The organism is Cryptosporangium arvum DSM 44712, assembly GCF_000585375.1.
In the GTDB taxonomy this organism is placed as follows: domain Bacteria; phylum Actinomycetota; class Actinomycetes; order Mycobacteriales; family Cryptosporangiaceae; genus Cryptosporangium; species Cryptosporangium arvum.
This window is the reverse complement of sequence record NZ_KK073874.1, coordinates 2,342,261-2,364,310: the sequence shown is the minus strand read 5'-3', so window position 1 is coordinate 2,364,310 and position 22,050 is coordinate 2,342,261. Positions and strand designations below refer to the sequence as shown.

At 72.2% G+C, this 22,050-nt stretch carries 21 protein-coding genes and 2 pseudogenes; 8 read left to right on the top strand and 15 right to left on the bottom strand.

From position 1 onward, the window contains the following. Positions 1–2: 2 nt before the first annotated feature. Together kdpA and kdpF are read right to left on the bottom strand one after the other, a co-directional pair. Positions 3–1,661, bottom strand: a complete 1,659-nt coding sequence (kdpA, locus tag CRYAR_RS11010) for a potassium-transporting ATPase subunit KdpA (protein WP_035850334.1) — start codon at positions 1,659–1,661, stop codon at positions 3–5. Further along, on the bottom strand, positions 1,661–1,750 hold the full coding sequence (gene kdpF, locus CRYAR_RS44545) for a K(+)-transporting ATPase subunit F (RefSeq protein WP_035850332.1): 90 nt from the start codon (positions 1,748–1,750) through the stop codon (positions 1,661–1,663). The genes kdpA and kdpF overlap by 1 nt, the downstream gene beginning before the upstream one ends. Before the next feature lie 357 nt (positions 1,751–2,107). On the opposite strand from kdpF, the gene lysA reads away from it, so the two are divergent. Next, positions 2,108–3,493, top strand: a complete 1,386-nt coding sequence (gene lysA / locus CRYAR_RS11000; RefSeq protein WP_035850330.1) for a diaminopimelate decarboxylase — start codon at positions 2,108–2,110, stop codon at positions 3,491–3,493. A gap of 35 nt (positions 3,494–3,528) precedes the next feature. After that, positions 3,529–4,779: an MFS transporter gene (locus CRYAR_RS10995; RefSeq protein ID WP_035850328.1), complete on the top strand. Its 1,251-nt coding sequence runs from the start codon at positions 3,529–3,531 to the stop codon at positions 4,777–4,779. Between the two features lie 29 nt (positions 4,780–4,808). Here the strand turns inward: CRYAR_RS10995 and CRYAR_RS10990 are convergent, their stop codons facing one another. Then, positions 4,809–5,504 (bottom strand): alpha/beta hydrolase, encoded by a 696-nt coding sequence (locus CRYAR_RS10990; RefSeq protein ID WP_035850327.1) that lies wholly within the window; start codon positions 5,502–5,504, stop codon positions 4,809–4,811. Positions 5,505–5,580: 76 nt separating this feature from the next. Between CRYAR_RS10990 and CRYAR_RS10985 the strand changes: the two genes are divergently transcribed. Then, positions 5,581–6,144 carry a TetR/AcrR family transcriptional regulator gene (locus tag CRYAR_RS10985; RefSeq protein WP_035850325.1) on the top strand — a complete coding sequence of 188 codons (564 nt, stop codon included), beginning with the start codon at positions 5,581–5,583 and terminating at the stop codon, positions 6,142–6,144. A gap of 176 nt (positions 6,145–6,320) precedes the next feature. Here the strand turns inward: CRYAR_RS10985 and CRYAR_RS10980 are convergent, their stop codons facing one another. From CRYAR_RS10980 to CRYAR_RS50125, 4 genes are all read right to left on the bottom strand, one after another. Further along, positions 6,321–7,559: a hypothetical protein gene (locus CRYAR_RS10980; RefSeq protein WP_035850323.1), complete on the bottom strand. Its 1,239-nt coding sequence runs from the start codon at positions 7,557–7,559 to the stop codon at positions 6,321–6,323. Then, positions 7,556–8,680, bottom strand: a complete 1,125-nt coding sequence (locus CRYAR_RS10975) for a HesA/MoeB/ThiF family protein (protein ID WP_051570024.1) — start codon at positions 8,678–8,680, stop codon at positions 7,556–7,558. Before CRYAR_RS10975 ends, CRYAR_RS10980 begins: the two co-directional genes overlap by 4 nt. Positions 8,681–8,745: 65 nt before the next feature. Next, a complete protein-coding gene (locus CRYAR_RS50650) occupies positions 8,746–9,168 on the bottom strand; it encodes a UTRA domain-containing protein (protein WP_169745018.1) in 423 nt (140 codons plus the stop codon). Between the two features lie 145 nt (positions 9,169–9,313). Then, entirely contained in the window at positions 9,314–9,436 is a 123-nt protein-coding gene (locus tag CRYAR_RS50125; RefSeq protein WP_281174564.1) for a hypothetical protein, read from the bottom strand. Positions 9,437–9,715: 279 nt separating this feature from the next. Here CRYAR_RS50125 and CRYAR_RS42955 point away from each other — a divergent pair, with 279 nt between their 5' ends. Then, complete coding sequence (locus CRYAR_RS42955; RefSeq protein ID WP_051570023.1) at positions 9,716–10,474, top strand: class I SAM-dependent methyltransferase; 759 nt, start codon at positions 9,716–9,718, stop codon at positions 10,472–10,474. Here the strand turns inward: CRYAR_RS42955 and CRYAR_RS10960 are convergent. The 4 genes from CRYAR_RS10960 to CRYAR_RS10945 form a co-directional block, all read right to left on the bottom strand. After that, a complete protein-coding gene (locus CRYAR_RS10960; protein WP_035850319.1) occupies positions 10,453–11,115 on the bottom strand; it encodes a TfuA-like protein in 663 nt (220 codons plus the stop codon). The genes CRYAR_RS42955 and CRYAR_RS10960 overlap by 22 nt on opposite strands. Further along, positions 11,112–12,461, bottom strand: a complete 1,350-nt coding sequence (locus CRYAR_RS10955) for a YcaO-like family protein (protein WP_211247386.1) — start codon at positions 12,459–12,461, stop codon at positions 11,112–11,114. Before CRYAR_RS10955 ends, CRYAR_RS10960 begins: the two co-directional genes overlap by 4 nt. Further along, positions 12,458–12,607 (bottom strand): hypothetical protein, encoded by a 150-nt coding sequence (locus CRYAR_RS10950; RefSeq protein ID WP_157017584.1) that lies wholly within the window; start codon positions 12,605–12,607, stop codon positions 12,458–12,460. Before CRYAR_RS10950 ends, CRYAR_RS10955 begins: the two co-directional genes overlap by 4 nt. A gap of 82 nt (positions 12,608–12,689) precedes the next feature. Further along, positions 12,690–14,156 (bottom strand): FAD-dependent monooxygenase, encoded by a 1,467-nt coding sequence (locus CRYAR_RS10945; RefSeq protein ID WP_035850313.1) that lies wholly within the window; start codon positions 14,154–14,156, stop codon positions 12,690–12,692. Between the two features lie 114 nt (positions 14,157–14,270). On the opposite strand from CRYAR_RS10945, the gene CRYAR_RS10940 reads away from it, so the two are divergent. Then, complete coding sequence (locus CRYAR_RS10940) at positions 14,271–14,819, top strand: TetR/AcrR family transcriptional regulator (protein ID WP_035850311.1); 549 nt, start codon at positions 14,271–14,273, stop codon at positions 14,817–14,819. A 186-nt stretch (positions 14,820–15,005) separates the two neighbouring features. Here CRYAR_RS10940 and CRYAR_RS10935 read toward each other — a convergent pair whose 3' ends face one another. Further along, entirely contained in the window at positions 15,006–16,217 is a 1,212-nt protein-coding gene (locus CRYAR_RS10935; RefSeq protein WP_063725892.1) for an MFS transporter, read from the bottom strand. Positions 16,218–16,544: 327 nt separating this feature from the next. On the opposite strand from CRYAR_RS10935, the gene CRYAR_RS10930 reads away from it, so the two are divergent. Next, on the top strand, positions 16,545–18,911 hold the full coding sequence (locus CRYAR_RS10930; RefSeq protein ID WP_051570021.1) for a tetratricopeptide repeat protein: 2,367 nt from the start codon (positions 16,545–16,547) through the stop codon (positions 18,909–18,911). On the opposite strand, the gene CRYAR_RS10925 is transcribed toward CRYAR_RS10930, so the two are convergent. Beyond that, positions 18,908–20,113 (bottom strand): MFS transporter, encoded by a 1,206-nt coding sequence (locus CRYAR_RS10925; protein WP_035850309.1) that lies wholly within the window; start codon positions 20,111–20,113, stop codon positions 18,908–18,910. The genes CRYAR_RS10930 and CRYAR_RS10925 overlap by 4 nt on opposite strands. 80 nt (positions 20,114–20,193) lie before the next feature. Here CRYAR_RS10925 and CRYAR_RS10920 point away from each other — a divergent pair, with 80 nt between their 5' ends. Continuing rightward, the gene (locus tag CRYAR_RS10920; RefSeq protein WP_035850307.1) at positions 20,194–20,547 is read left to right on the top strand and encodes an ArsR/SmtB family transcription factor; all 354 of its coding nucleotides are present in this window, start codon (positions 20,194–20,196) and stop codon (positions 20,545–20,547) included. Between the two features lie 70 nt (positions 20,548–20,617). Here CRYAR_RS10920 and CRYAR_RS10915 read toward each other — a convergent pair whose 3' ends face one another. After that, entirely contained in the window at positions 20,618–21,007 is a 390-nt protein-coding gene (locus CRYAR_RS10915; RefSeq protein ID WP_051570020.1) for a hypothetical protein, read from the bottom strand. A 149-nt stretch (positions 21,008–21,156) separates the two neighbouring features. On the opposite strand from CRYAR_RS10915, the pseudogene CRYAR_RS10910 reads away from it, so the two are divergent. Continuing rightward, positions 21,157–21,468 (top strand): annotated as a pseudogene (locus CRYAR_RS10910) (alpha/beta hydrolase); the annotation flags it as partial. 60 nt (positions 21,469–21,528) lie between these two features. Here the strand turns inward: CRYAR_RS10910 and CRYAR_RS50645 are convergent. Then, positions 21,529–21,612 (bottom strand): annotated as a pseudogene (locus CRYAR_RS50645) (Uma2 family endonuclease); the annotation flags it as partial. Between the last annotated feature and the right edge of the window lie 438 nt (positions 21,613–22,050).

Here is a 22,050-nt window from a genome sequence, read left to right as displayed (position 1 = left end):
GTTTAGAGCCCCTCCGCGAGCGGGCCGAGAGAAAGAGCGGGGAAGTAGGTCAGGCCGGTGACGATGAGGATCACGCCGACCAGCAGGCCGACGAACAGCGTCCGGTGGGTGGGTAGCGTGCCCGCGGTGACCGGCACCGGCTGTTGCCGGGCGAGCGAACCGGAGAGCGCGAGGACGAAGATCATCGGCAGGAAGCGTCCGATCAGCATCGCCAGGCCGATCGCGGTGTTGTAGAACGGCGTGTTGGCCGACAGACCGGCGAACGCGCTGCCGTTGTTGTTGCCGCCCGAGGCGAACGCGTAGAAGACCTCGGAGAACCCGTGCGGGCCGTCGTTGAGCATCGATCCGCGGGTCGACGAGAAGGCCATCGCCAGCCCGGTGCCGACGAGCACCGCCATCGGCGTCGCCAGGATGTAGAGCGAGACGAGCTTGATCTCGCGGCTCTGGATCTTCTTGCCGAGGTACTCCGGGGTGCGCCCGACCATCAGCCCGGCGATGAACACCGCGAGGATCGCCATGATCAGGATGCCGTAGAGGCCGGAGCCGACGCCGCCGGGCGCGATCTCGCCCAGCAGCATGTTCAGCAGGATCGCGCCGCCGCCGATCGCCGAGTACGAGTCGTGGAACGAGTTGACCGCGCCGGTGGACGTGCCGGTCGTCGCGACCGCGAACAGGGCCGAGCCGGGGACGCCGAAGCGGGTCTCCTTGCCCTCCATCGCGGAGCCGGCCAGCTGCGAGGCCAGCCCCGGGTGGCGCGCCTCGAACGACCAGACGATCGCCAGCATGCCGGCGAAGATCGTCGTCATCACGCCGAGGATCGCCAGGCCCTGACGGCGGTCACCGATCATCCGGCCGAACGTCCGGGTGATCGCGACCGGGATCAGCAGGATCAGGAAGATCTCGAACCAGTTGCTGAACGCGTTCGGGTTCTCGAACGGGTGGGCGGAGTTGGCGTTGTAGAAGCCACCGCCGTTGGTACCGAGTTCCTTGATCACCTCCTGGGAGGCGACCGGGCCGCCGGTGACCGACTGGGTGTTGCCGGCCAGCGTCGTCACCTCGTGCGGCGAGGCCAGGTTCTGCACCACCCCGGAGGCGACGAGCACGATCGTGCCGATCACCGCGATCGGCAGCAGGATCCGGAACGAGCCCCGGAACAGGTCGACCCAGAAGTTGCCGAGCCGGTCGGTGCCCTTGCGGGTGAAACCGCGGATCAGCGCCACCGCCACCGCCATGCCGACCGCGGCGGACACGAAGTTCTGCACGGCCAGACCGGCCATCTGCACGAGGTGGCCCATCACGGCCTCACCCGAGTAGGCCTGCCAGTTCGTGTTCGCGACGAAGCTGGCCGCGGTGTTGAACGCCAGCGCGGGGTCGATGCCGGCGAACCCGAGCGAGAGCGGCAGGTGGCCCTGCAGCCGCTGGAGCAGGTAGAGGCCGAGCACGCTGATCGCGGAGAACGCCAGCACGCTGCGCAGATACACCGGCCACCGCTGGTCGGCGTCCGCGTCCACGCCCACCAGCCGGTAGACCACCGTCTCCACCCGGCTGTGCCGGGGCGAGTCGTACACCCGCGCCATGTAGTCACCGAGGTACTTCCAGGCGAAACCCAGCGCGACGACGAGCGCGAGGAGCTGGAGCAGCCCGGCTGCGACGTCGCTCATCAGAACTTCTCCGGAAGCACGAGCGCCACCAGCAGGTAGCCGACCAGCAGAACCGAGGCGACGAGCCCGACGATGTTCTCGACGCTCATAGCTTTTCCACCCCTCGCGCGACGAGCGTCGCGAGCGCGAAGAACGCGACGACGAGGGCCACAAAGGCCAGGTCAAGCATGGCGAACACTCCAGAACCAAAGGTTCGAGCACCGGTCTCGATGCCCGCACCACGGAGTGAACAGCGCTCTCGGGGCGGCGAGCCGCCCGCTGACGCTCCCCTAACGCCGGCGGGGCCGTCCTTAACGGTTCCTTGACACCCGGCCGCCGGACGACCGGTATCAACGCGGCGTCAGGAACGGCGTTCCCGGCGTCAAGAGACCGTCAACGGTGGTTCCGGAACCGCCGCACCGGGCTGACCATCGAGTCATGACAAGCACAGACCCGGCGAGTACCCGATGACGCTTCCCGAGTTACTGCCGTCCCTGCGCACCTCGCTGTCCACCCGCTTCGCCCCCGAGATCTGGCCGCTGACGACCCGGCCCGGGCGGCACGGCGACCTGCTCGTGGGCGGCGTCTCCCTGCGGGCCGTCGCCGAGCAGTTCGGCACCCCCACCTACGTGCTGGACGAGGCCGACGTCCGTACCCGCTGCCGCCGGTACACGAGGGCGTTCGGGACCGGCGACACGGAGGTCGCCTACGCGTCCAAGGCGCTGCTCTGCGGCACGGTCGCGCGCTGGATCGCCGAGGAAGGGCTCGCGCTGGACGTCTGCTCGGCCGGCGAGCTGGCCGTCGCCCGCGCCGTCGGGTTCCCCCCGGAGCGCGTCGTGCTGCACGGCAACGCCAAGACCGCCGAGGACCTGCGGTCCGCGCTGGACTACCGGGTGGGCCGGGTGGTCATCGACTCGGTGAGCGAGGTCGCCCGGCTGGCCGCCCTCGCCACCACCCCGCAGCGCGTCCTGCTCCGGGTGATTCCGGGCGTGGACGCCGGCACCCACTCCGCGCTCACCACCGGCGTCGAGGAACAGAAGTTCGGCCTGTCGCTGACCACCGGCGCGGCCGCCGACGCCGCCCGCCGTGTCCTGGGCCAGCACGCACTGGCGCTGACCGGCGTGCACTGCCACATCGGGTCCCAGGTCAGCCGGTTCGGCGGCTACGAGCGGGCGTTGAGCCAGCTGGTCACGTTCCTCGCCTGGATCCGCGACGAGCGGGCCGCGAGGGGCCTGCCGGAGCAGGGGCCGGCCGAGCTCGACCTCGGCGGCGGCCACGCCGTGCCCTACCGGCACGGCGACGACGACTTCGCGATCGAGGGCTTCGCCCACCGCATCCACCAGGTGCTCACGCTGGAGTGCGAACGCCACCGCCTGCCGCTCCCCCGTCTGACGGTGGAGCCCGGCCGCGCGATCGTCGCCCGCGCCGGCGTCACCCTGTACCGCGTCATCACGATCAAGCGGACCGCCGCCGGGCAACGCCTCGTCGCCGTCGACGGCGGCATGGGTGACAACCTCCGCACGTCCCTCTACGGCGCCCGGTACACCGTGAGCCGCGTCGGCCAGATCAGCAGCGCCCCGACCACCGCCGCCACGGTCGTCGGCCGCTACTGCGAACCCGGCGACGTCATCGCCCGCGACGTGCCGTTACCCGACGACGTGCGTCCGGGGGAACTGCTCGCCGTACCCGGTACCGGGGCCTACCACCATTCACTGGCCAACAACTACAACATGGTCGGACGCCCACCGCTCGTCGTCGTACGCGACGGCGAGGCCCACGTGGCGATCCGCCGGGAGACCATCGACGATCTGCTGCTCCGGGACGCCGGCTGCCGCCCGGAGACCGGCCGCTGAGATCGCCGGAGCCCGTTCGACGCTAGGCTCGGGCCGTGTCCGAGCAGCGCCGTCTTCCCTGGTGGGCGGGGCGCGTGGCCGCGCTGCTGGGCATCGTGCTCGTCGCCTTCACCCTCCGGCAGGCGGTCGCGGCGATATCGCCGATCCTCGCTGACATCCGGGTGGACGTCCCGATCTCGAACATCGGCGTCGGGCTGCTCGGCACGCTGCCGCCGATCCTGCTCGCGGTCTCCGGGTTCATCACGCCCCGTGTCGCCCGTGGTGTCGGCCTCGACGGTGGCATCGTGCTCGCGCTGCTGCTCATGACCCTCGGCCATCTCGTGCGCGCGTTCGCCCCGGACTTCGCGACGCTGCTCGTCGGCAGCGTCGTCGCGCTCGCCGGGACGGGCGTCGGGAACGTGCTGCTGCCGCCGATCGTGCGGCGCTACTTCCCCGACCGGATAGCGCTGCTGACCGCCGTCTACGTCGGCATCGTCGGCGTGAGCACGGCCGTGCCCGCCGCGCTCGCCGCTCCGGTCGCCGAGCGGATCGGCTGGCGGTTCTCGCTCGGCGTCTGGGCGGCGACCTCGGTCGTCGCGCTCGTTCCGTGGCTCGTCCTCCTCGCGCGCGAGCGCCGCCGGCGACGCGCGGACGACCTCACGCTCGCGCCCCCGGCTCCCGCACGCATCACGCGGCTCTGGCGCTCCCGCGCGGTCCGGTCGATCACGGTCGTGTTCTCGACCAGCACGATCTGCACCTATGCGGCGTTCGCGTGGCTGCCCGTGATCCTCGGCGACGTCGCCGGCTCGACGCCGACCGAGGCCGGTGTGCTGCTCGCCGTCACCGGCCTCGTCAGCACCCCCATCGCGCTGATCGGGCCGCTCCTCGTCGCGCGGCTGCGCAACGTCGGCTGGCTGATCGCCGCGGGTGTCGCGAGCTTCGTGCTCGGCTACCTCGGCCTTCTGCTCGCGCCGGCCACCCTCACGCTGCTCTGGGTGCTGCTCATCGGCGCGGGCTCGATCCTGTTCCCGGTCAGCCTCGTGCTCATCAACGACCGCACCCGCACCCACGGCGGCACCGTCGCGCTGAGCGGGTTCGCTCAAGGCGTCGCGTACGCCCTCGGCGCTCTCGGCCCGCTGATCGTCGGGCTGCTGCACGACGTGAGCGACGGCTGGACCCTGCCGCTGCTGTTCCTGCTCGCGGTCGCCCTGGTGGCGATCGTCCCGGCGTTCACGCTCGCCCGGCCCACGTTCGTCGAGGACGAGCTCGCCCCGCCGGTGCTCCGGGAGTGCACCGGCCGGGCCTGAAGCCCGCAGCCCGGGGCTGCGGGCCGTCGCTACAGGTTCGCGACGAGGTCCGCCACGAGCTCCGGCCGGGAGAGGAACGGGTGGTGGCCGGTCGGCAGCTCGACGACCTTGTCGGCCCGGCGGGCGAACTCCCGCTGCGCGGACGCCGGGGTGCCCCGGTCGTCGGCGCACACGACGTAGGTGGTGGGGACGTCGTGCCACCCCGCTGCCCGCACGGGCTGCTGGAGCACGGTGATCGTCTGCCGGACCAGGCGGGTCGCGCCGTCGCGGACGATCTCCGGCGGGCAGTCCGGCACGAACGTCTCGCCGAACAGCTCCGGCACCGCGCCGAACGTGCCCCCGTCCGGGTCGAAGTCCAGGAACGGCGGGGGCGTTTCGGAACCGAACGTGGAGAGCGACTCGCCCGGCTCGGCCAGGTAGCTCGACACGAAGACCAGGTGACGCACCGACGCGACCCCGGCCGCGGCCTCGGCGGCGACGATGCCGCCGTAGCTGTGCCCGACGAGCACGGTCGGCTCGTCGGTCGCGGTCAGCGCCGCCCGGACCGAGGCGACGTCCTCGGCCAGTCCGGGGCCCTGCGGACCGGCCGGACGGTCACCCTCGCCGCAGCTCGGCAACGCCGGGGCCACGCTCTGGATACCGCGTTCACGCAGCGCAGCGGCGGTCGGGTGCCACCACCACGCGCCATCGCGCACGCAGGCCCCATGCACAAAAACCACACGCATCTCTGCTCCCCGGTTCGGTGTCGGTCGTCCTCGTCCCACGGTAGACGTACCGTTTGTTACGTGAAAAAGTCGCGGCGTGGGACGTCACAAGCAGCCGGCGATTCGCGACCGCATCCTCGACGCCTGCGTCGACCACGCGCTGGCCCACGGCCTGCCCAACCGCCTGGAGCCGCTCGCGACGGCCGCCGGCACGTCGAAGCGCATGCTCATCTACCACTTCGGCACTCGCGACGAACTGCTGCGCGAGACCCTCGTCCGGGCACGAGCGCGTCAGCGGACATACTTCGGGGAGCTGATGACGCCGCAGCCGGACGAGCCCTACCTGTGCACGCTGCGCCGCGCCTGGCGAGCGATGACCGGCCCCGACGGCCGCCCCTACCTCAGCCTGTTCGGCCGGCTCCGCGAGGACACCGAGCAGCGGCTGTGGCCGGGCTTCCGGCGCGAGTCCACCACCGACTGGCGGCAACCATTCGAGGACGGCCTGGCCGCCCTCGGCCGCCCCGACCTCGGCACGCTCGTCCTCGCGGTCATCCGCGGCCTGATCATGGACCTCGAGTCCACCGGCGAAACGGCCCGCGCCGATCAGGCCTTCGACGACTTCCTCACCCTGCTCGGCGCCGACGAGAAGGCGACGCCCTGAACGGCGCGGGCGCGGGTACCGGTGGTCGATGGCACCCGCGCCCGCGTCGGTCATCCGGACGGATTGCTGTTGACTGACGTCGTCTCGATCTTGTCGAGCTTCCTGATCTCGATCTTGCCGAGCTTGCCCGGCTTGACCGTCTCGACCTTGTTCGTCTCGGTCTTCTTCATGGCCGTTCACCTCCCTCCGGTGCCGGAGCCGCGGACGCGGCTCATCCCTCGGCGGACCTGGGACCCGTGTTGTCGCCACCAGGCGCGGGTCCACAGGACGACAAAGAGGACGGTGGTGAAGGCCACCGCGCCTGCATCGAGGAGCTGGGTGGCCGTTCCTCCGGTCAGTGCCGTATCGACGGCCGCGGTGAAGAGGGCGATCGCCACCGGCAGCGTCACCAGGACCTCGATGGCGAGGCAGGCGATCGTGCCGACCACCAGCACCACGGTGTACGACCGGACGGCGGTGCGCTCCCGACCGGACAGCCGGCGGCTCGGGTCGTCCTCCGCGGTCCTCCGGCGTACCAGCCGGCCGACCAGGAAGCGGGCGTAGGCGGAACCGTCGGCGTACAGGTTCGCGCACCCGGCGACGTCCTGGAGGACGAAGTAGAGGTCGGTGCGCATGAACACCAGGAACTGGGCCGGGATCAGGCTGAGCGACAGCAACGCCACCGCGGCGAGCACCTCACCGGGACGACCTCCGACGCCGGCCGCGCGCACCAGCACGGCGACCGCGGCGACGACCAGGTTCGTGACGATGCCGGCCAGATAGACGCTGAAGCGGGCCCGGCGCGGCGCGGCCCACACCCCGCTGACGTCGGTCTGGGCCGCGAGGAACTGCAACCTGGTTCCCAGGCTCATCCGTCCGGGTGCGCCGGCCGCGCGGGCGACGAACAGGTGCGCGAGTTCGTGGAGCAGGATCAGCGTCCAGACGATGGCCAGGTTGCCGAGCAGGACCGCGAAGCCGAGGGTGCTCCAGAGCAGGTCGTGCGGCTCGGGTACCAGACCGGGATCGAACGCGAGTGCGGCCAGCGCGACCAGGACCACGAAAGCGCAGGCCAGCGCCGTCGCCGGGTGCAGCAGCCACCGGACGTGCTCCGGACGCAGCCGGGCGAGCATCGACCGGGGCACCGGGCCCGACTCCACGTCGTGGCCGTCGACCTCGGCGACGAACCCGATCTCGACCAGCGACGACACAAAATCGACGACGTCCACCTCGTCGCCGGTCTCGTCGCGGAGGCGGGTCTGGACCTCGGCGACCGTGTGGTCCGGAAGAAGCGTCAGCGCGCGGCGTCCGACCGGCGGGATCGCGATGAAGTCACCGGTCTCGACCCGCCCGACGATCCACGATCCGTCGTCCTCACGCAGGTGGAGGCTGTGCAGCCGGACTCGCGACGCGCTGCTCACCACCGACGGCGCGCTCATCCTTCGGTCCCGGTCCGGGCGGCGTCGGTGGTCCCGCAGGCGGGACAGTCCGGCCGCCGCGGATCGTCCCGGACGAACGTCGCCTCCGGCGCGAGCAGGTTCAGTGCGTCGATCCGGCCGGCGGGGAGCGAGGGGACGCCCGTGATCAGCGCCATCGCGTGATGGGCCGCGAGATACCCGGAGATGCCCGCGGTGGGTGCAGCGACCGCGTCGGCCACCGCCTCGTTCCGCGGTTCGGCATCCCGCAGGTTGACGTCGATCTCGCGGTAGTGGTCGTTGTCGACGGTTCGGATGCACTCCCAACACGCGCCGACGCCCGGTACGTAACGCCCCACCTGCACCATCGGACCGTGGTAGCCGGCATCCACCCAGGGGGTTCCGGTGGCCAGGCAGGCTCGGTTCGTCCACCGGCGCAGGGCCGTCGGCCGATCGGCCGAGAGCACCAGCACGTCGCAGTCCGCGACGAGCCGCTCGACGTCGGCCGAGCCGGTGACGCGCTCCTGGAACGTGACCACGTCGACGGCCGAGTTCAGCTGCGCGAGCCGGTCGGCCGCCGCCTCCACCTTGGGCCGGCCGATGTCCGCCTCGCCGTAGAGCACCTGGCGGTTGAGGTTCGACAGCTCCACCACGTCCGGGTCGACGCAGCGGAGCTGGGCCACTCCGCTGGCGGCCAGCGCCATGGCCGCCGTGCCACCGGTACCGCCCAGACCGATCAGCGTGATCCGGGCCCGGCTCAGCGCCACCTGCGGTTCCCAGCTACGCACCCGGGGAGTGGTGTCCAGCCAGCGGAAATAGGCCCGGCTGCGGGAGTAGCGATCCTTGTCGAGCTCGGTCAGCTCGGGCGGGTCGGGCGCGCCGAGGTCCTCCACGTACCCGGATCCGACGAAGGTCCCGAGTCCCGCCCGGACCGACTCCTCGGACTCGGTGGGGTGCGCGGCCCGGACCCGGCTGACGATCTGCTCGACGTCACGGTGGCCGTCCATGCTCTCCAGCAGGGTCCAGACCGCACCGCTCGGGTCGTCCACCTCGGCCGCGACGCCGTAGATGTGACCACCGAGCCGGATCCGACCGTCGGAGATCCGGTTCGCGGCATGCTCCGGCTTGATGCGTGGACGCTGCATGGCTCCCCCGTGGAGTCCGGCAACTAGCGCCACCATCCTGAAAGGAGAGTTATTTCGCTGTCAATCTACTTCGGACTGATTGGTACAGATGTAAACCATTGGGGTTGATTCGCCGGCGTCAGGGACGTTGTCCGGCTTCCAGCGTCGGCGTGTAGAAGTCTCCGCGGTACAGCGAGGTGGTGCGTTCGATGACGACGCCGTCCTGGTCGCGGGTGCGCGGGCAGGGTGCGGCTGCTGATGCCCAGGTGTCGTGCGGCGTCCGGCGGGGTCGTGGCGGCCTCCACCTCGGAGCGGGTCCAGGTGACCTCGACGCCGTACTTGACGCGCAGGATGCCGTAGAGCGAGGCCAGCAGGTCGTGGCCGAGGAGCCCGGGGAATCGTTCGGCGGGCAGCGTGGCGTGCTCGACGCACAGGGGGACGTCGTCGCCGAAGCGCACCCGCGGTATGTGCAGGACGGAGGACTCGTCCGGCAGTTCGAAGGCCCGCAACTCCTCCGGGGTGGCCAGCCGAGGGACGCGGACAGCAGCTTGCTGCTCGGGGAGGCGCGGACGGTGTCGCCTTCGATGCGGCCGCTCTGGGTGAGAATCTGGATGGCGCGCCGCACGGTCATGGCCGACACCCCGTAGGTGGCGGCTAGTTCCACCTCGCTGGGCAGCTTGTCGCCGGCTTCTCGGTGTCGATCAGAGCGGACAGATCCCGGGCGATGACGTCGTACTTCATCGCCTTGCCGGCCATCGCGCTCTCCGCCTTGCTCACGCGCGCTGCACCTCATCGACGATCCGCCATCCGGCGCGTCCTGCGCCGGCGAGTGGGGCGTGTCCGCCCAGTGACGATAGCCGCAGAATGACGTCCCGCATGGGCGGGACCAGTTCCGCGCGCAGGGTGCTCTCCACCGCGTGCCACCACACCTGCGAGCGGCCGCAGTTTTTGTCCCCCCGACGTTCGGCTAGTGGCTGTGGCGCTCGATCGCCGGCCCGGCAGGACCACCGCAGCGCTGAGGCCCGGCCAAGGCCCGGTCCACTCTAGACTTTCCTGGTGGCGAGCGACTACGCGGCGATGGCCCGCTTCTACGACGTCCTGAAAGCGGGCGACAACTACGACGCGTGGGCCGCGGCTCTCGCCGAGCAGATCGAGGCCCGGGGTACCGGCGGTAACCGGCTGCTCGACGTCGGCTGCGGCACCGGTGTGAGCAGCGCCGCCTTCCAGCAGCAGGGCTACGACGTCACCGGCTGCGACCTCGCCCCGGAGATGATCGACGTTGCCAGGGCCAAGGACCTGCCGGTCGAGTTCGTCGTCGCCGACATGCGCCTGCTGCCCGCGGAGCTGGGCGAGTTCGACGTCGTCACCTGGATCGACGACGTCGCGAACCACCTGCTCGGCCCGGACGACCTGGTCACCGCGCTGCGCAGCAGCCGGGAGCGGCTGCGGCCCGGCGGCGTGCTGGTGATCGACACGAACAGCCGGAGCACGTTCGGGGCGCTGTTCGGCGGTGCGATCGTCGTCGAGCACCCCGACTCGTTCTTCACGCTGCTCGGCCGCCCCGCGGACGCCGGCACCGACGGTCCGGCGCAGCTCCGCGTCGTCGGGTTCGTCCGCGACGGCACCGCCTGGACGCGTTCCGAGGCGGTCGTCCACGAGCGCTACTACTCCGGCGACGAGATCGCGGACGCGCTGCGCCGGGCCGGGTTCGAGCTGGCGGTCGCGCTCGGCTGGTCGCGGCGTGACGCGCGGCTCGTCGCTCCGGCCAGCGAGGACGAGCACGTGAAGATCGTCTACGTGGCCCGTGCCGCCTGACCCAGGTCCGCCGCCATCCGGTGCAGCAGCGCGAGCGCGTCGTCGCGCTTGGCGTCGGGAGCGTCGGTCTTCAAGTAGTGGGCGAGCGCCGCGAGCCCGGTGGGGTCGGCGCCGGTCATCCGGGCCAGCACCGCCGGGAGCGTCCGCTCGGGGAAGTACAGTGCCTTCGCCGTCGCGAGGAACCGCGCGGCGAGCTCCGCGTCCACCCGGCCGGACGTGACCGCCGGCGCGAGCGCGAGCCGCCAGTTGACGAGCGGCTCGGACAGGGCCCGACCGCTGTCCGGATCGTAGGTGAGCGCGACCTCGTCGTCGGCGTCCAGGCGTCCGGACGCGTACTCGGCGTAGATCGCGCCGACCCCGATCATCCCGTACGGAGCGCACTCGGCCGCGCGGAGCGCACCCATGCTGGAGGCGCCGTAGACCGCGACACCGGCGTCGAGCGCGCGCAGCACCTCCTTCGGCGAGATGCTGAACGCGGAGAGGAAGCGCCCGTCGACGATCCCGATCGCGGCCGGTGGCTCCGGACGCGCGAGCACCGCGTCGACGTCACCGCGGGCGATCGGCGGACGGAACTCGACGTCCCACACCCCCGCCGCGGTGGGCCGGTCGACGCTCGGGCCGAGGAACACCACCGCGCTCACGACGTCACCTCGGCGAGCCCGGCGTTCCACACCGCGGCGGCACGCGCGCCGACCTTCGAATGGTCGACCGCCCACGACTCGAGGCCGGGCACCAGCACACGCACCACGCTCACCGGGATCTCCGGCGGCGACAGGTCCACGACGACGACCCGGGGCAGCCCCGCGTCGCGCAGGCGGCCGAGCATCAGCCGGATGTCCTCGGCGACGTCGCCGCTCGGATACGACGGCCGGGCGGCGGCGGAGACCGGTTCGGTGGTCCGGCGCACCCAGTCGTCGCGCCGGACCACCTGGGCCCGGCGGGTGTGGCGCTCGTAGCGGGAGACCTCCTCCCCCGGCGCGCTGATGTCCTCACGCATCGCCTGGACGTCGACCGCCCGGCTCTGCGCGCACTCGGTGAGCGCCCGGACGATCGCGACCTCCGCGTCCGGGTGGGTTCCCCACCCCGAGTGGCACCGCGACGTGCCGGGCCCCAGGTCCTCCTCGGTGGTCGCCACGTAGGTGGGCACGCGCAGGTCGCTGGTGATCTCGATCAGCCGGACGCGGAGCGCGGCCCGCTCGTAGGCGGCGACGACCTCGGCGGCGCGCCCGGTGAGCGAGTCGGTGCCGACCACCGGGTGACGCTCCTCGAGCGCCGTGGCGTCCAGGCCGCGCCGCCCGGCGAGCTGCACCAGCCGGCCGCTGACCAGGTCGGCGAGCGTCAGCGCGTCCCGCTCGATCACCTCGCAGAGCGCGTGGCAGACGGCTTCCTCGATGCTGTTGCCCGAGGCCAGGCCGTTGGTCGTGGCGATGCGGTAGGTCGGCGGCTCGTGCAGACGCCGCTGGTAGACCGCGGCATCCTGCGGCACGAGCACGGGCTCGCCGGCCAGCAGGTCCCAGCCGGTGACCCAGGACAACGGGCCGTCCGGTCGGTAGCTCGCGGTCGTCTCCACGCACACCGACCGCGGATCGACCGCCACCCGGCCGGCGGCGTCGAGCTCGGCGTAGGACGCCACGACCGCCGGGCGCACCGGGAGCCACGCGGCGAAGCGCTCCATCGCCTCCATGACCGCGGAGACCTTCGCGGACAGCCGCGTCGGGCCCTTGCCCGCGTACACCGAGATGGTGTCGTTCGAACGGGGCACCACCGCGGTGTAGACCGGGAGGCCGACCCGGTCGAGGCCGGTGACGTCGGCCAGCCGGGTCACCCCGGCGCGGCGCAGGTGGGGCTCGACCCGCGACCAGGTGGTCTCGGGCGGCACCTCCCGGTGCGGTCCGCGGCCCTCGTGTTTCGGGACCCGCGTCCGCAGGTTCGCGGCCGGATGGTGGCGCGCCCCGTCGGGCGCGCCACCGGCGATCGATGCCGTCAACGGCGGGCCGACGGCGGCTGGACGCAGATCGGAACGAACCCGCCCTCGAGCGCGTCGTCGGTCGCCGCTCCTTCACCGTTCACCAGGAGCTCCTGCAGCAATTCCGGCGTGACCGCGGTCAGTGTCTCGTCTGTCTTCGTGAACATGGCGATTCCTTCCTCGGACGGGGACGGGTCCATACCAGCATCAGCCGTACCCCACTTGTCCACAAGGGAAGTAACACCGCTTTTACCGCGGTACCACGGCTGCGCGGACGCCGGTCCACCAGCGCAACTCCTCCACCCAGCCGCCGTCGGTCGGCGTCCCGGCCCAGGCGATGTAGCCGTCCGGCCGTACCAGCAGGGCGGGACCGTCGTCGGTGCGCTCGACCCGCACGACCTCCGCCGCCGCCACCGGACCGGAGTTCCGCGGCCTGATCAGGACGAACCCGGGCCTGCGCTGCACCTCCGTCAGGCGTTTGCCGACCAGCGGAACCTCGGTTGCGCGGGTACCGACGAGCGGATGCTGACCGCGGCGGCGCGCATACCGGATCTCGGTGCCGGCGAAGTTCCCGGCCAGCAGGTCGCTCACGCGCCGCAGGCCGAGTAGTCGCGACGCGATCAGATCGCGGGCAACGCGAGCGAGTCGGGGTTCCAACGTGACGCCGCGCATCATCACCCCGGACCGCCGGAGCGCGCTCTTTCCCACCGGGTACCGCTCGTCGTGGTAGGAGTCCAGCACCTCGTCCTCGGCGCCACCGAGGACGGCGTCGAGCTTCCAGGACAGGTTGGCCGCGTCCTGGATGCCGGTGTTCATGCCCTGGCCACCCATCGGCGAGCACACGTGGGCGGCGTCGCCGGCGAAGAACACCCGGCCGACGCGATACGCGTCGACCTGGCGTTCGTCGCAGTGAAAACGCGACCGCCAGCCGACGTCGACGAGACCGACGTCGCGCTTCATCGCACGGATGAGCACCGAGGCGATCTCGTCGCGCGCGACCGGAGCGGAGTCCGGCAGCTGACGGTTCCGATCCCAGGTCGACGCCCGGAACCAGGCACCCTCGTCGTCCCAGCGCCCGTACGGGACCAGAAAGCCGAAGCAGTCCGGGGCGGACCCGAGTACCAACCCGGTGCCGGTGGGTCCGTCGGTCAGCTTGACGTCGGCCAACACGAGGGACGACAGAACCGAACGGCCTGGGAATCCGACGCCGAGCACGTCGCGGATCGTGCTGTGCGCACCGTCGGCCGCGACCAGATAGCGGGCGCGGACCGTCCGGGCTTCACCGCCGTCCGTCGGCCGCACGGTGGCGGTGACACCCTCGTCGTCCTGTTCGGCCGCGATCACCTCCGCGCGATTGAGGATGGTCGCGCCGTGCTCGAACGCGTAGCGGCCGAGGACCCGATCGACGTCGGTCTGCGACGTGATCAGGACGAACGGATACCGCGACCGCAGGCGCGAGAGCTCGAGCCTGGCGTCGCGGAACAAGGTGACCGCGGGCATCGGATCACCCGTCTCGAGTAACGCGTCGGCAAGCCCGCGACTGTCCAGAAGTTCCAGCGTGCGGGCCTGGGTTGCGACGGCGGGGCGCGAGAAACTGCTCCGGGGCCGTCGCTCCACCAGGGTCACCGAGCGACCCGACCGAGCCATGTCTCCGGCGACCGTGAGCCCCACCGGTCCTCCGCCGACGACCAGCACGTCGACGTCGTCGGGTCGCACGGTTCGCCTCCCGCCCGCTGTTCAACGCGTGTTGATCTGAGGTTAGCATTCGTGGTCAACAACCGTTGAACTGCCGTTGCCCGGACCGGACCGGGTGGGGCTTAAGCTCGTTCGGTGGCCGCACGAAGCTCTGACCCCGAAGCCACCCGAGCCGCGATTCTCGGCGTCGCACGCCTCCAGTTCGGAGAGCGGGGCTTCGACCGGACGACGATCCGGTCGGTGGCCACCGCGGCCGGCGTGGATCCGGCGCTCGTCATGCACTACTTCCGCAACAAAGCGGGCCTGTTCGCCGAGGCGTCCCGCGTGGACGTGCGGATCCCCGACCTGTCGGGGGTGCCACCCGAGCGGCTGGCCTCCGTGCTCGTGCCGTTCTTCGTCGCCGACTGGGGGCCCGACGGCCGTCTGCTGCCGTTGCTCCGCGCGGCGGCGTCCAACCGCGCGGCCGCCGACACGCTTGTCGAGATGTTCACCGAGTACGTGGCGCCCGCGCTGGGCGCCCTCGCCGTGGACCGCCCGGAGGAGCGGGCCGCGATGATCGGCTCCCAGGTCGTCGGTGTCGCCGTCGCCCGACACATCATCGGGCTGCCTGCCCTCGTCGACATGGACGACGCGACACTCGCCGACTGGCTCGGGCCGACCATCGCGCGCTACCTAACGGCCTGAGCACCGCCGGGCGGACACCGCTCGTCGCGGGTGAGCACGGTCCGGCCCCCGTCTGCGGGATCGCACAACGGCGTGCGGATCCAGGGGACAACCGTCCGCTACTCCCGCAGGCGGATCGGCGCCCGGCGACTCGGCCGGCCGAACGCGCTCCACGAGCAGAACCTACCGAGGTCGGATCGCTGTCGATCACGCCGCGGACGTAATCGTCACGCCGGCCGGCTGCTTCGCGGACCAGAGTGCCAGCGCCCCGAGCGTCGCGAGCAGGCCGGCACCGGCGACCACCAGGTGGCTGGGCACGACCACGGTGAGGGCGCCGGCGAGCAGCACCCCGGCGCCCTGACCGGCGACCAGACCGGCGGCGACGAGCGCGAACGCCTGTGCGCGGGAGTCGTCGGGCACCGTACGGACGAAAGCGACGTTCGCCGCGAGCTGGTAGGCGGCGCCGGCACCGGAGACCGCCCAGAGAAAGCCGGTGAGCACCGGGCCCGGCGCGAGGACGCAGAGCGCCAAGGGCACCCCGGCCAGCACCGCCAGCGGCTCCAGCAGCAGTAGCCGACGGTCGGCGGAGACCCACCGGCTCAGCCCGACCATCGCGAGCGCGGTCCCCGACGCGGTACAGGCGAGGAGGAAGCCGATCGTGCGGGCACCGCCGCCGAAGCCCGCGGCGTACGGGGCGACGACACCGGCCGGCACCGTGTGGAACGTCGCCAGCCAGGCGTAGCCGGTCAGCCGACGCAGGCGCCGGTCGCCGAACACCAGCCGGACTCCGGCGAGCGCGTGGCGCTCCCCCGGTCGCGATGGGCCCGCGGCGGCAGCCGGCCGATCGGCCACGGTTCGGCGGACGAGCACGGCCGAGACGAGGAACGTCAACGCGTCGAACAGCAGGGCCTGGCGCGGCGTGGTCGCTGCGGCGAGGAGCCCGCCGGCCGCGAAGCCGGCTACCTGGGCGAACTGCCCGGTCACCGCGCCGATCGCGGTCGCGGACGCGTAGCGGTCGTCGTCCGGGAAGACGTCGCGCACCAACGCCGAGCGGGCCGCGGAGAACGGCACCCCGAGCAGCGTGGCCACGAACAGCAGGAGGTAGAGCGCGGGCAGCGGGAGGCCGGGCAGTGCCATCAGCGCGATCAGTGCGGCGCCGGCGAGATCGCAGGTGATCAGCACCGCGCGACGCGGGTACCGGTCGCCGATCCAGCCCAGCAACGGGCCGCCGATCAGCCAGGGCAGCATCGTCACCGCGTAGGCCGCGGCTGCCGCCGGTGCGGACCCGGTCGTCTGGAACACCAGCACGGTGAGCGCGACGCGGGCGAGCTGGTCGCCCAGGCGCGAGAGCGTCTGGGCCAGCCAGAGGCCCCGGAACTCCCGGTCGCGCAGGACCGTGGTCCGCCGGTCGCCGGGCATCGTCACCTTTCGCGAGTGATGGCCGGGCGGCGGAGGCCACTCCGCCACCCGGGTCGGTGTCAGTCCCAGTCGGTGCCGTGCATGGGCGATCTCCTTCCGGGCCGGAACGAACTACCGGTCAGTCCCACTCGGTGATCCGCATGCCAGACCTCCTCCCGTGAAGCGTGCGAAGGACACGTCACTCCCAATCGGTGCCGCGCATGGCGATCTCCTCCCGTGCGATCGGCAGGCAGGAGCTATCCGACCCGGTTCACCCGTCCGGGTGGCGGAATCCAAACGAGTCCGTACAGAGTGGTGGCGTCGCACCGTCCACAGGGGAGGGGACACATGGCCGTCGCGGAAACCGGCGGGCTGCCCGACCCCGGGCGCGCCCGCAGCCTCGACGATCTGGCGGGGTGTCTGCGCGCACTCAAGGTCTGGGCCGGGGACCCCTCGTACGAGACGATCACCCGGCGGATCAACGGCCGCCGGCGGACCACCGGGCGTCCGGAGCACGAGCGCGCCCGGCGCGGCACCGTCGTGGACTGCTTCAAGGCCGGCCGGCGCCGCGTCGACGAGGAACTGGTCCTCGAGGTCGTCGAGGCGCTGCACGCGGAGCCCGGCTACCTCGTGCACTGGCAGCAGGCGTTGCGCGCCGCGGTCGCGGGGGCGCGGGCAGCGGCGCAGGTGCGGGTCCTCGACCGGCTACCCGACGACGTACCGGGCTTCGTCGGCCGAGACGCCGAGCTGGCGCGGCTCACCGCCCACGGGTCGCTCGTCGCCCTGATCACCGGAATGGCCGGGGTCGGCAAGACCCAGCTCGCGATCCACGCCGGCCACCTGCTCGCCGCGGAGCAGCGGTTCGAGACGACGCTCTTCGTCGACCTCCGTGGTTTCCACCCGGATCCGGCGCAGCCTCCGGCGGACCCGGGGGCCGTTCTCGACGCGTTCCTGCGCCTGCTCGGCCGCCCCGGCCACCGCATCCCCCCTGGCCTGCCCGCGAAGGTCGCGCTCTTCACCGAGCTCCTCGCCGGCACCCGGACGCTGCTGGTGCTCGACAACGCCGCCGACGAGGAGCAGCTCCGCCCCCTGCTCCCCGCGGGTGGCGACGCCGTCACCGTCGTCACCTCCCGGCGTGCGCTCCCGCGGCTCGACGCGGACGTCCGGCTCGACCTCGACGTGCTCAGCGCCGGGGAAGCCGAAGCCCTGCTGGTCGCGGCGGCACCAGGCCTCGCGATCGGCGCCGACGCCACCGCGTACCGGCGGCTCACGACCCGGTGCGGGCGGCTGCCGCTCGCGCTCAGCGTCGTCGCCGGGCAGTTGGTGGGGAGGCCCGGCTGGACCGTGACCGATCACGCCGACCGGCTCGACGAACGGTCCCGCGACCGGCGGCTGGAGACCGGCGTCGAACTCGCGTTGCACCTGTCGTACCAACACCTTCCGACGCCCCGGCAGACGCTGCTGCGGCGCCTGGCCGCCCACCCCGGACCGGATTTCGACGTCCACGCCTGCGCGGCGCTGCTCGGCGTCGGCCCGGACGAGGCCGGCGCGGCGCTGCGTGGCCTCGTCGACGAGCACCTGGTGCAGCGGTCCGACGCCGAGCGGTACGTGCTGCACGACCTCGTCGGGGCGTACGCGGCCGAGCGGGCCCGCGACGACGAGCGCCCGTCCGACCGGCGCGACGCGCTGACACGTCTCCTCGACCACCTCCTGCACGCCGCAGCCGCGGCGATGAACACGTTGTCGCCCGCGGAGCGGCACCGCCGTCCGGAGCTGCCGCAGCCGTCCGCGACCCACCTCGAGTTCACCGACGCCACTGACGCGCGGGCGTGGCTGGACGGCGAGCGCACGACGCTGATCGCGGCCTGTGCGGAGGCCGCCGGCGCCGGTCGCGCGGAGTACGTCGTGCGGATGGCCGGAACGATCTACACCTATCTCGACAACGGCGGATACCCGGCGGACGCCGTGACCGTCCACACCCGGGCCCGGGACGCCGCGCGGCAGCTCGGCGACGACGTCGCCGAAGCGGTCGCGCTGACGAACCTGGGGATGGCGTGGTGGCAGCTCGGCGACTACGCCACCGCGGTCTCCCACCTCCGGCAGGCCCTCGCCGTGCACCGAACGGCCGGTGACCTCCGCGGGGAGGCCCGCGCGCTCGGCAACCTGGGCGTCGTCTACAGCACGAGCGGACGCGGCGACCTCGCCGCCGAGTACCAGCGCCGAGCACTCGAGGTGTTCCGGCAGGTCGGCGACCGGGTCGGCGAGGCCAACACGGTGACGAATCTGGCCGCCGCGCACGCCCAGCTGGGACACCCGGCCGAGGCGATCGAGTACAGCAGGCAAGGGCTGGTCCTCTTCCGGGACCTGCGGCACCGCGGCGGGGAGGCCACCGCGCTGACCAACCTCGGCGACGGCCATCTCGCCCTGGACGAGTGCGAAACCTCGGTCGAGTGGTACCGGCAGGCCCTCACGATCTTCCGCGACCTGGGCGAGCGTTACGGCGAGTGCTGCGCCCTCAACGGCCTCGGCCGGGCACTCGCCGGCCTGCGGCGCGGCGACGAGGCAGCCGAGTGCCACCGGGCCGCGCTGGCGCTGGCGCTCGAGATCGACAACCCGGACGAACAGCAGCGGGCGACCACCGCGCTGGCTCACCTGGTCACGACCGGGGACCACGACCCGATCGGCGGCTGTCGAAGCCGCGGGACGGGGCCCTAGTCGGCGGCCGGGGTGGCGCGGACCGGGCGTCGGATCCGGAACACGCGGGGAACGACGACGCTCAGGGCGAGCGCGATCACGACCAGGCCGTAGCCGACTGCGGTCTCGCGCAGACCGACCCGGGGCACGAGCACACCGGCGATCACCGCGGGCACGCTGAACCCCAGGTACGACACGGTGTAGATCGCGCCGAACAGGCCACCGCGCTCGGCCGGTGCCGCCAGCGGAGCCAGCGACCGCAGCGCGCCCAGGAAGCCGGAGCCGAAGCCCAGCCCAGCGACCGCGGACCCGGCGAAGAACCCGACCGTCGACCCGTCGACCAGCGCGATCAGCGAGCCGATCGTGCCGATCGCGAGCAGCGCGGCCCCGACCGTCATCACCCGCGCGGGCGCACGGTCACTGGCGACGACGCCCGCGACCGCGCCCGCTCCCGCGAGCACCGAGACGACGAGTCCGGCGACGACGTGGTTCTCCACCCCGAGGACGCCCGACGTCAGCGAGGCTCCGAGTGAGAGGTAGAGGCCACCCATCGCCCAGGTCGCGAGCAGCACCGGCGAGGTCGCGACGAACGTCGCCCTGGCCTCGCGCGGCACACCGAGCCGCGGCCGCAGGGCGGTGAGCGCTCCCGGACGCCGTTCGATCGTCTCCGGAAGCGCGACGACGAGGACCGCCAGCAGGACGAACGCGATCGTCAGCCCGGCGAACACCACGGTCTCCGGCGCGGACACGTACTGCACCAGCAACCCGGAGGCCAACGCGCCGAAGGCCAAGCCGGTGAGCGGCGCCGCGCTGTTCAGGATCGCGCCGAGCCGGGCCCGACCCGGTGGTAGCAGGTCGACGAGCGCGGCGCTGATCGTCCCGGTGGCGGCCCCGGTGGCCAGGCCCTGGATCACGCGCGCGAGCACCAGGCCGCCGAGCCCGTCGGCGGAGAGGAACACCGCCATCCCGACTGCTTCGACCACCAGACTCGCCAGCAGCACCGGTCGGCGCCCGAGGTGGTCGGAGAGCCGCCCGACCGTGATCAGAGCGGCCAGCAGCGCCCCCACGTAGACGGCGAAGACCACCGTCAGCATCAGCGTCGAGAAATGCCATCGTGCCTGGTAGACGACGTACAGCGGCGACGGAGCGCTGGCGGCGACCATGATCATGAACAGGGTCGCGGCGACCAGCCAGAAGCCCAGCGTGTGCCGTGTCGAACGCACGGTTCCTCCAACGGTTCCACTTTTCTCGAACGAATCGAACCGTACGCCGCACTCGGCGACTGTTCAAGTATCCTGGAACCATGCCTGAGTCCACGCGTGAGCTGGCGCACCCGGAGCCGGCCGACTTCGTCCTCACCGACGTGCTGTTCGCGTTGAGCGACCCGTCGCGGCTGGCGATCGTCCGGCAGCTCGCCGACGGGCCGGTGGAGACCGTGGGCTGCCAGACGCTCGGCGGGGAGATCCCGAAGTCCACGCGCTCGCACTACCTCAAGACGCTGCGCGAGGCCGGCATCATCCGGAACGTGGCGCACGGCCGGGAACGCCTGGTCAGCCTGCGCGTCGACGAGCTGGAAGCACGCTTCCCGGGCCTGCTGGCCTCCGTCCTGGCCGCCACCGGGGGCGACTCGTCGCCCGCCGATCCGACCCCGCTGTAGGCAGGTCTCACCTGGCGCAGGTGTCGCGGTACGGCCGGGCGTCCCACAGAATCGTGCCGGCTGCGTCCGCCTACGCCGCGCCGCGGAGGTCACTCCGCTGCCCCTCCGCGGAGCCGATCGCGGAGCGCCGATTCGAGCACGACAGGATGCCCGCGCCGAGCAGCCCGGTCATCCCCGCGATCGCCACCACGACGTGCGGGGCGACGACCTCGGCCAGCGCGCCACCACCGATCACGCCGACGCTCTGCCCGGTCACCAGCCCGGTGCCGACGACGCCGAACGCTTGCGCACGCCACTGGTCCGGCACCGCACTGGTGAAGGCGACATTGGCGATCAACTGGTATCCCGCGCCGGCGCCCGCGGCCAGCCACAGCAACGCGGTGACCGCAAGACCGGGCCGGAACGCGCACGCCGCCAGCGGAGCCGCCGCCAGCAACGCCAGCGGGTGGAGCAGCCGCAACCTTCGCCCGGGTGGACCTACCGGCCGAGGAAGGCCATGGACAGCCCAGCGCCCGTCGCGGTGGCCGCCAGCACAATTCCCACCCCGAGCCGCGTGCCGCCGAGAGCCGCGACGTAAGGTACCGCGATCCCGGCCGGAACGATGTGGAACTGTCCCCTGACCAGATGGCCGACAGCAACATCGAGCTCGGCAAGCTCTCCCGCGAACGGGAACTCGGCCCCGTGCTGGACTCCCTCACCGTGCCGGTCCGGTACGTCGTCCCGTCCGGGACGTCTCTCGGAAGCAAGGGCGACGAGCAGGAACGGATCCGCGCCGGCCTCGACGCGGTCGTCGCACGGAACCCTCACATCCGGATCAGCGCCAAGGTCGCCAGCAACCATGGCGCGGTGCTGAAGAAGGACTCCGCTGCCATCGCCGACGCGGTCCGCGAGGTCGCCGCCCACAACCGGGCCGCGCAATGACGTCCACGAGTGGGCGCTGCGATCGATCGACGTCGAGTACACCTCCGGGTCCGACCAGCCACCGGCCGGAGGTTGCTCTACCCGCCAGTAATAGAAGATCCCAGCCGTCGCGTACTGCTCCGCCTTCACGATCCGATCAGTTGTCGCGATCCACAGGGCCGGACTCCGACGTCGCCGCCTGCCGGTGGGGAACAAGCCTCCCCGGCGGCTGTCGCGTCCCTTCGCTGACGGCGTGCCGACAGTGGCCGACGCGTTCAGCACGCTCGTCAACGCAGGCCGGTCGCCGCAGCCAATCGCACCGGATGCGCTGTTCTGACGCGAGCGGCACCTCGTCCGGCGATCCGTGGCAGTAGGCGTCATCGGACGGGCTGGACGGCGCTCGCCTGGTAACGCTCCGAGCCGAGCACAGGCCACTCCGTCGATAGCGTCAGCATCGCGGAACTGAGACACCGGCGCCGGTTGCGTGAGCCCCCGGAGCGTCGACCACCTCCGGCCGCACCCTCTGCGCGTCTCGGTAGGGCCGAGAAGGTGTCGTAGGCCCGGAAGGGTGCGTCTCCTCACGATCGAGCCGCTCACCGGCGT

What these genes read in the sequence shown, in the direction of transcription:
- CRYAR_RS10935 (WP_063725892.1), bottom strand. Translation starts at nt 16,217, where the DNA reads ATGCCCGGCGACCGGCGGACCACGGTCCTGCGCGACCGGGAGTTCCGG.
- CRYAR_RS10920 (WP_035850307.1), top strand. Translation starts at nt 20,194, where the DNA reads ATGCCTGAGTCCACGCGTGAGCTGGCGCACCCGGAGCCGGCCGACTTC.
- CRYAR_RS10950 (WP_157017584.1), bottom strand. Translation starts at nt 12,607, where the DNA reads ATGTTCACGAAGACAGACGAGACACTGACCGCGGTCACGCCGGAATTG.
- lysA (WP_035850330.1), top strand. Translation starts at nt 2,108, where the DNA reads ATGACGCTTCCCGAGTTACTGCCGTCCCTGCGCACCTCGCTGTCCACC.
- CRYAR_RS10980 (WP_035850323.1), bottom strand. Translation starts at nt 7,559, where the DNA reads ATGAGCGCGCCGTCGGTGGTGAGCAGCGCGTCGCGAGTCCGGCTGCAC.
- CRYAR_RS10975 (WP_051570024.1), bottom strand. Translation starts at nt 8,680, where the DNA reads ATGCAGCGTCCACGCATCAAGCCGGAGCATGCCGCGAACCGGATCTCC.
- CRYAR_RS10990 (WP_035850327.1), bottom strand. Translation starts at nt 5,504, where the DNA reads ATGCGTGTGGTTTTTGTGCATGGGGCCTGCGTGCGCGATGGCGCGTGG.
- kdpA (WP_035850334.1), bottom strand. Translation starts at nt 1,661, where the DNA reads ATGAGCGACGTCGCAGCCGGGCTGCTCCAGCTCCTCGCGCTCGTCGTC.
- kdpF (WP_035850332.1), bottom strand. Translation starts at nt 1,750, where the DNA reads ATGAGCGTCGAGAACATCGTCGGGCTCGTCGCCTCGGTTCTGCTGGTC.
- CRYAR_RS10930 (WP_051570021.1), top strand. Translation starts at nt 16,545, where the DNA reads ATGGCCGTCGCGGAAACCGGCGGGCTGCCCGACCCCGGGCGCGCCCGC.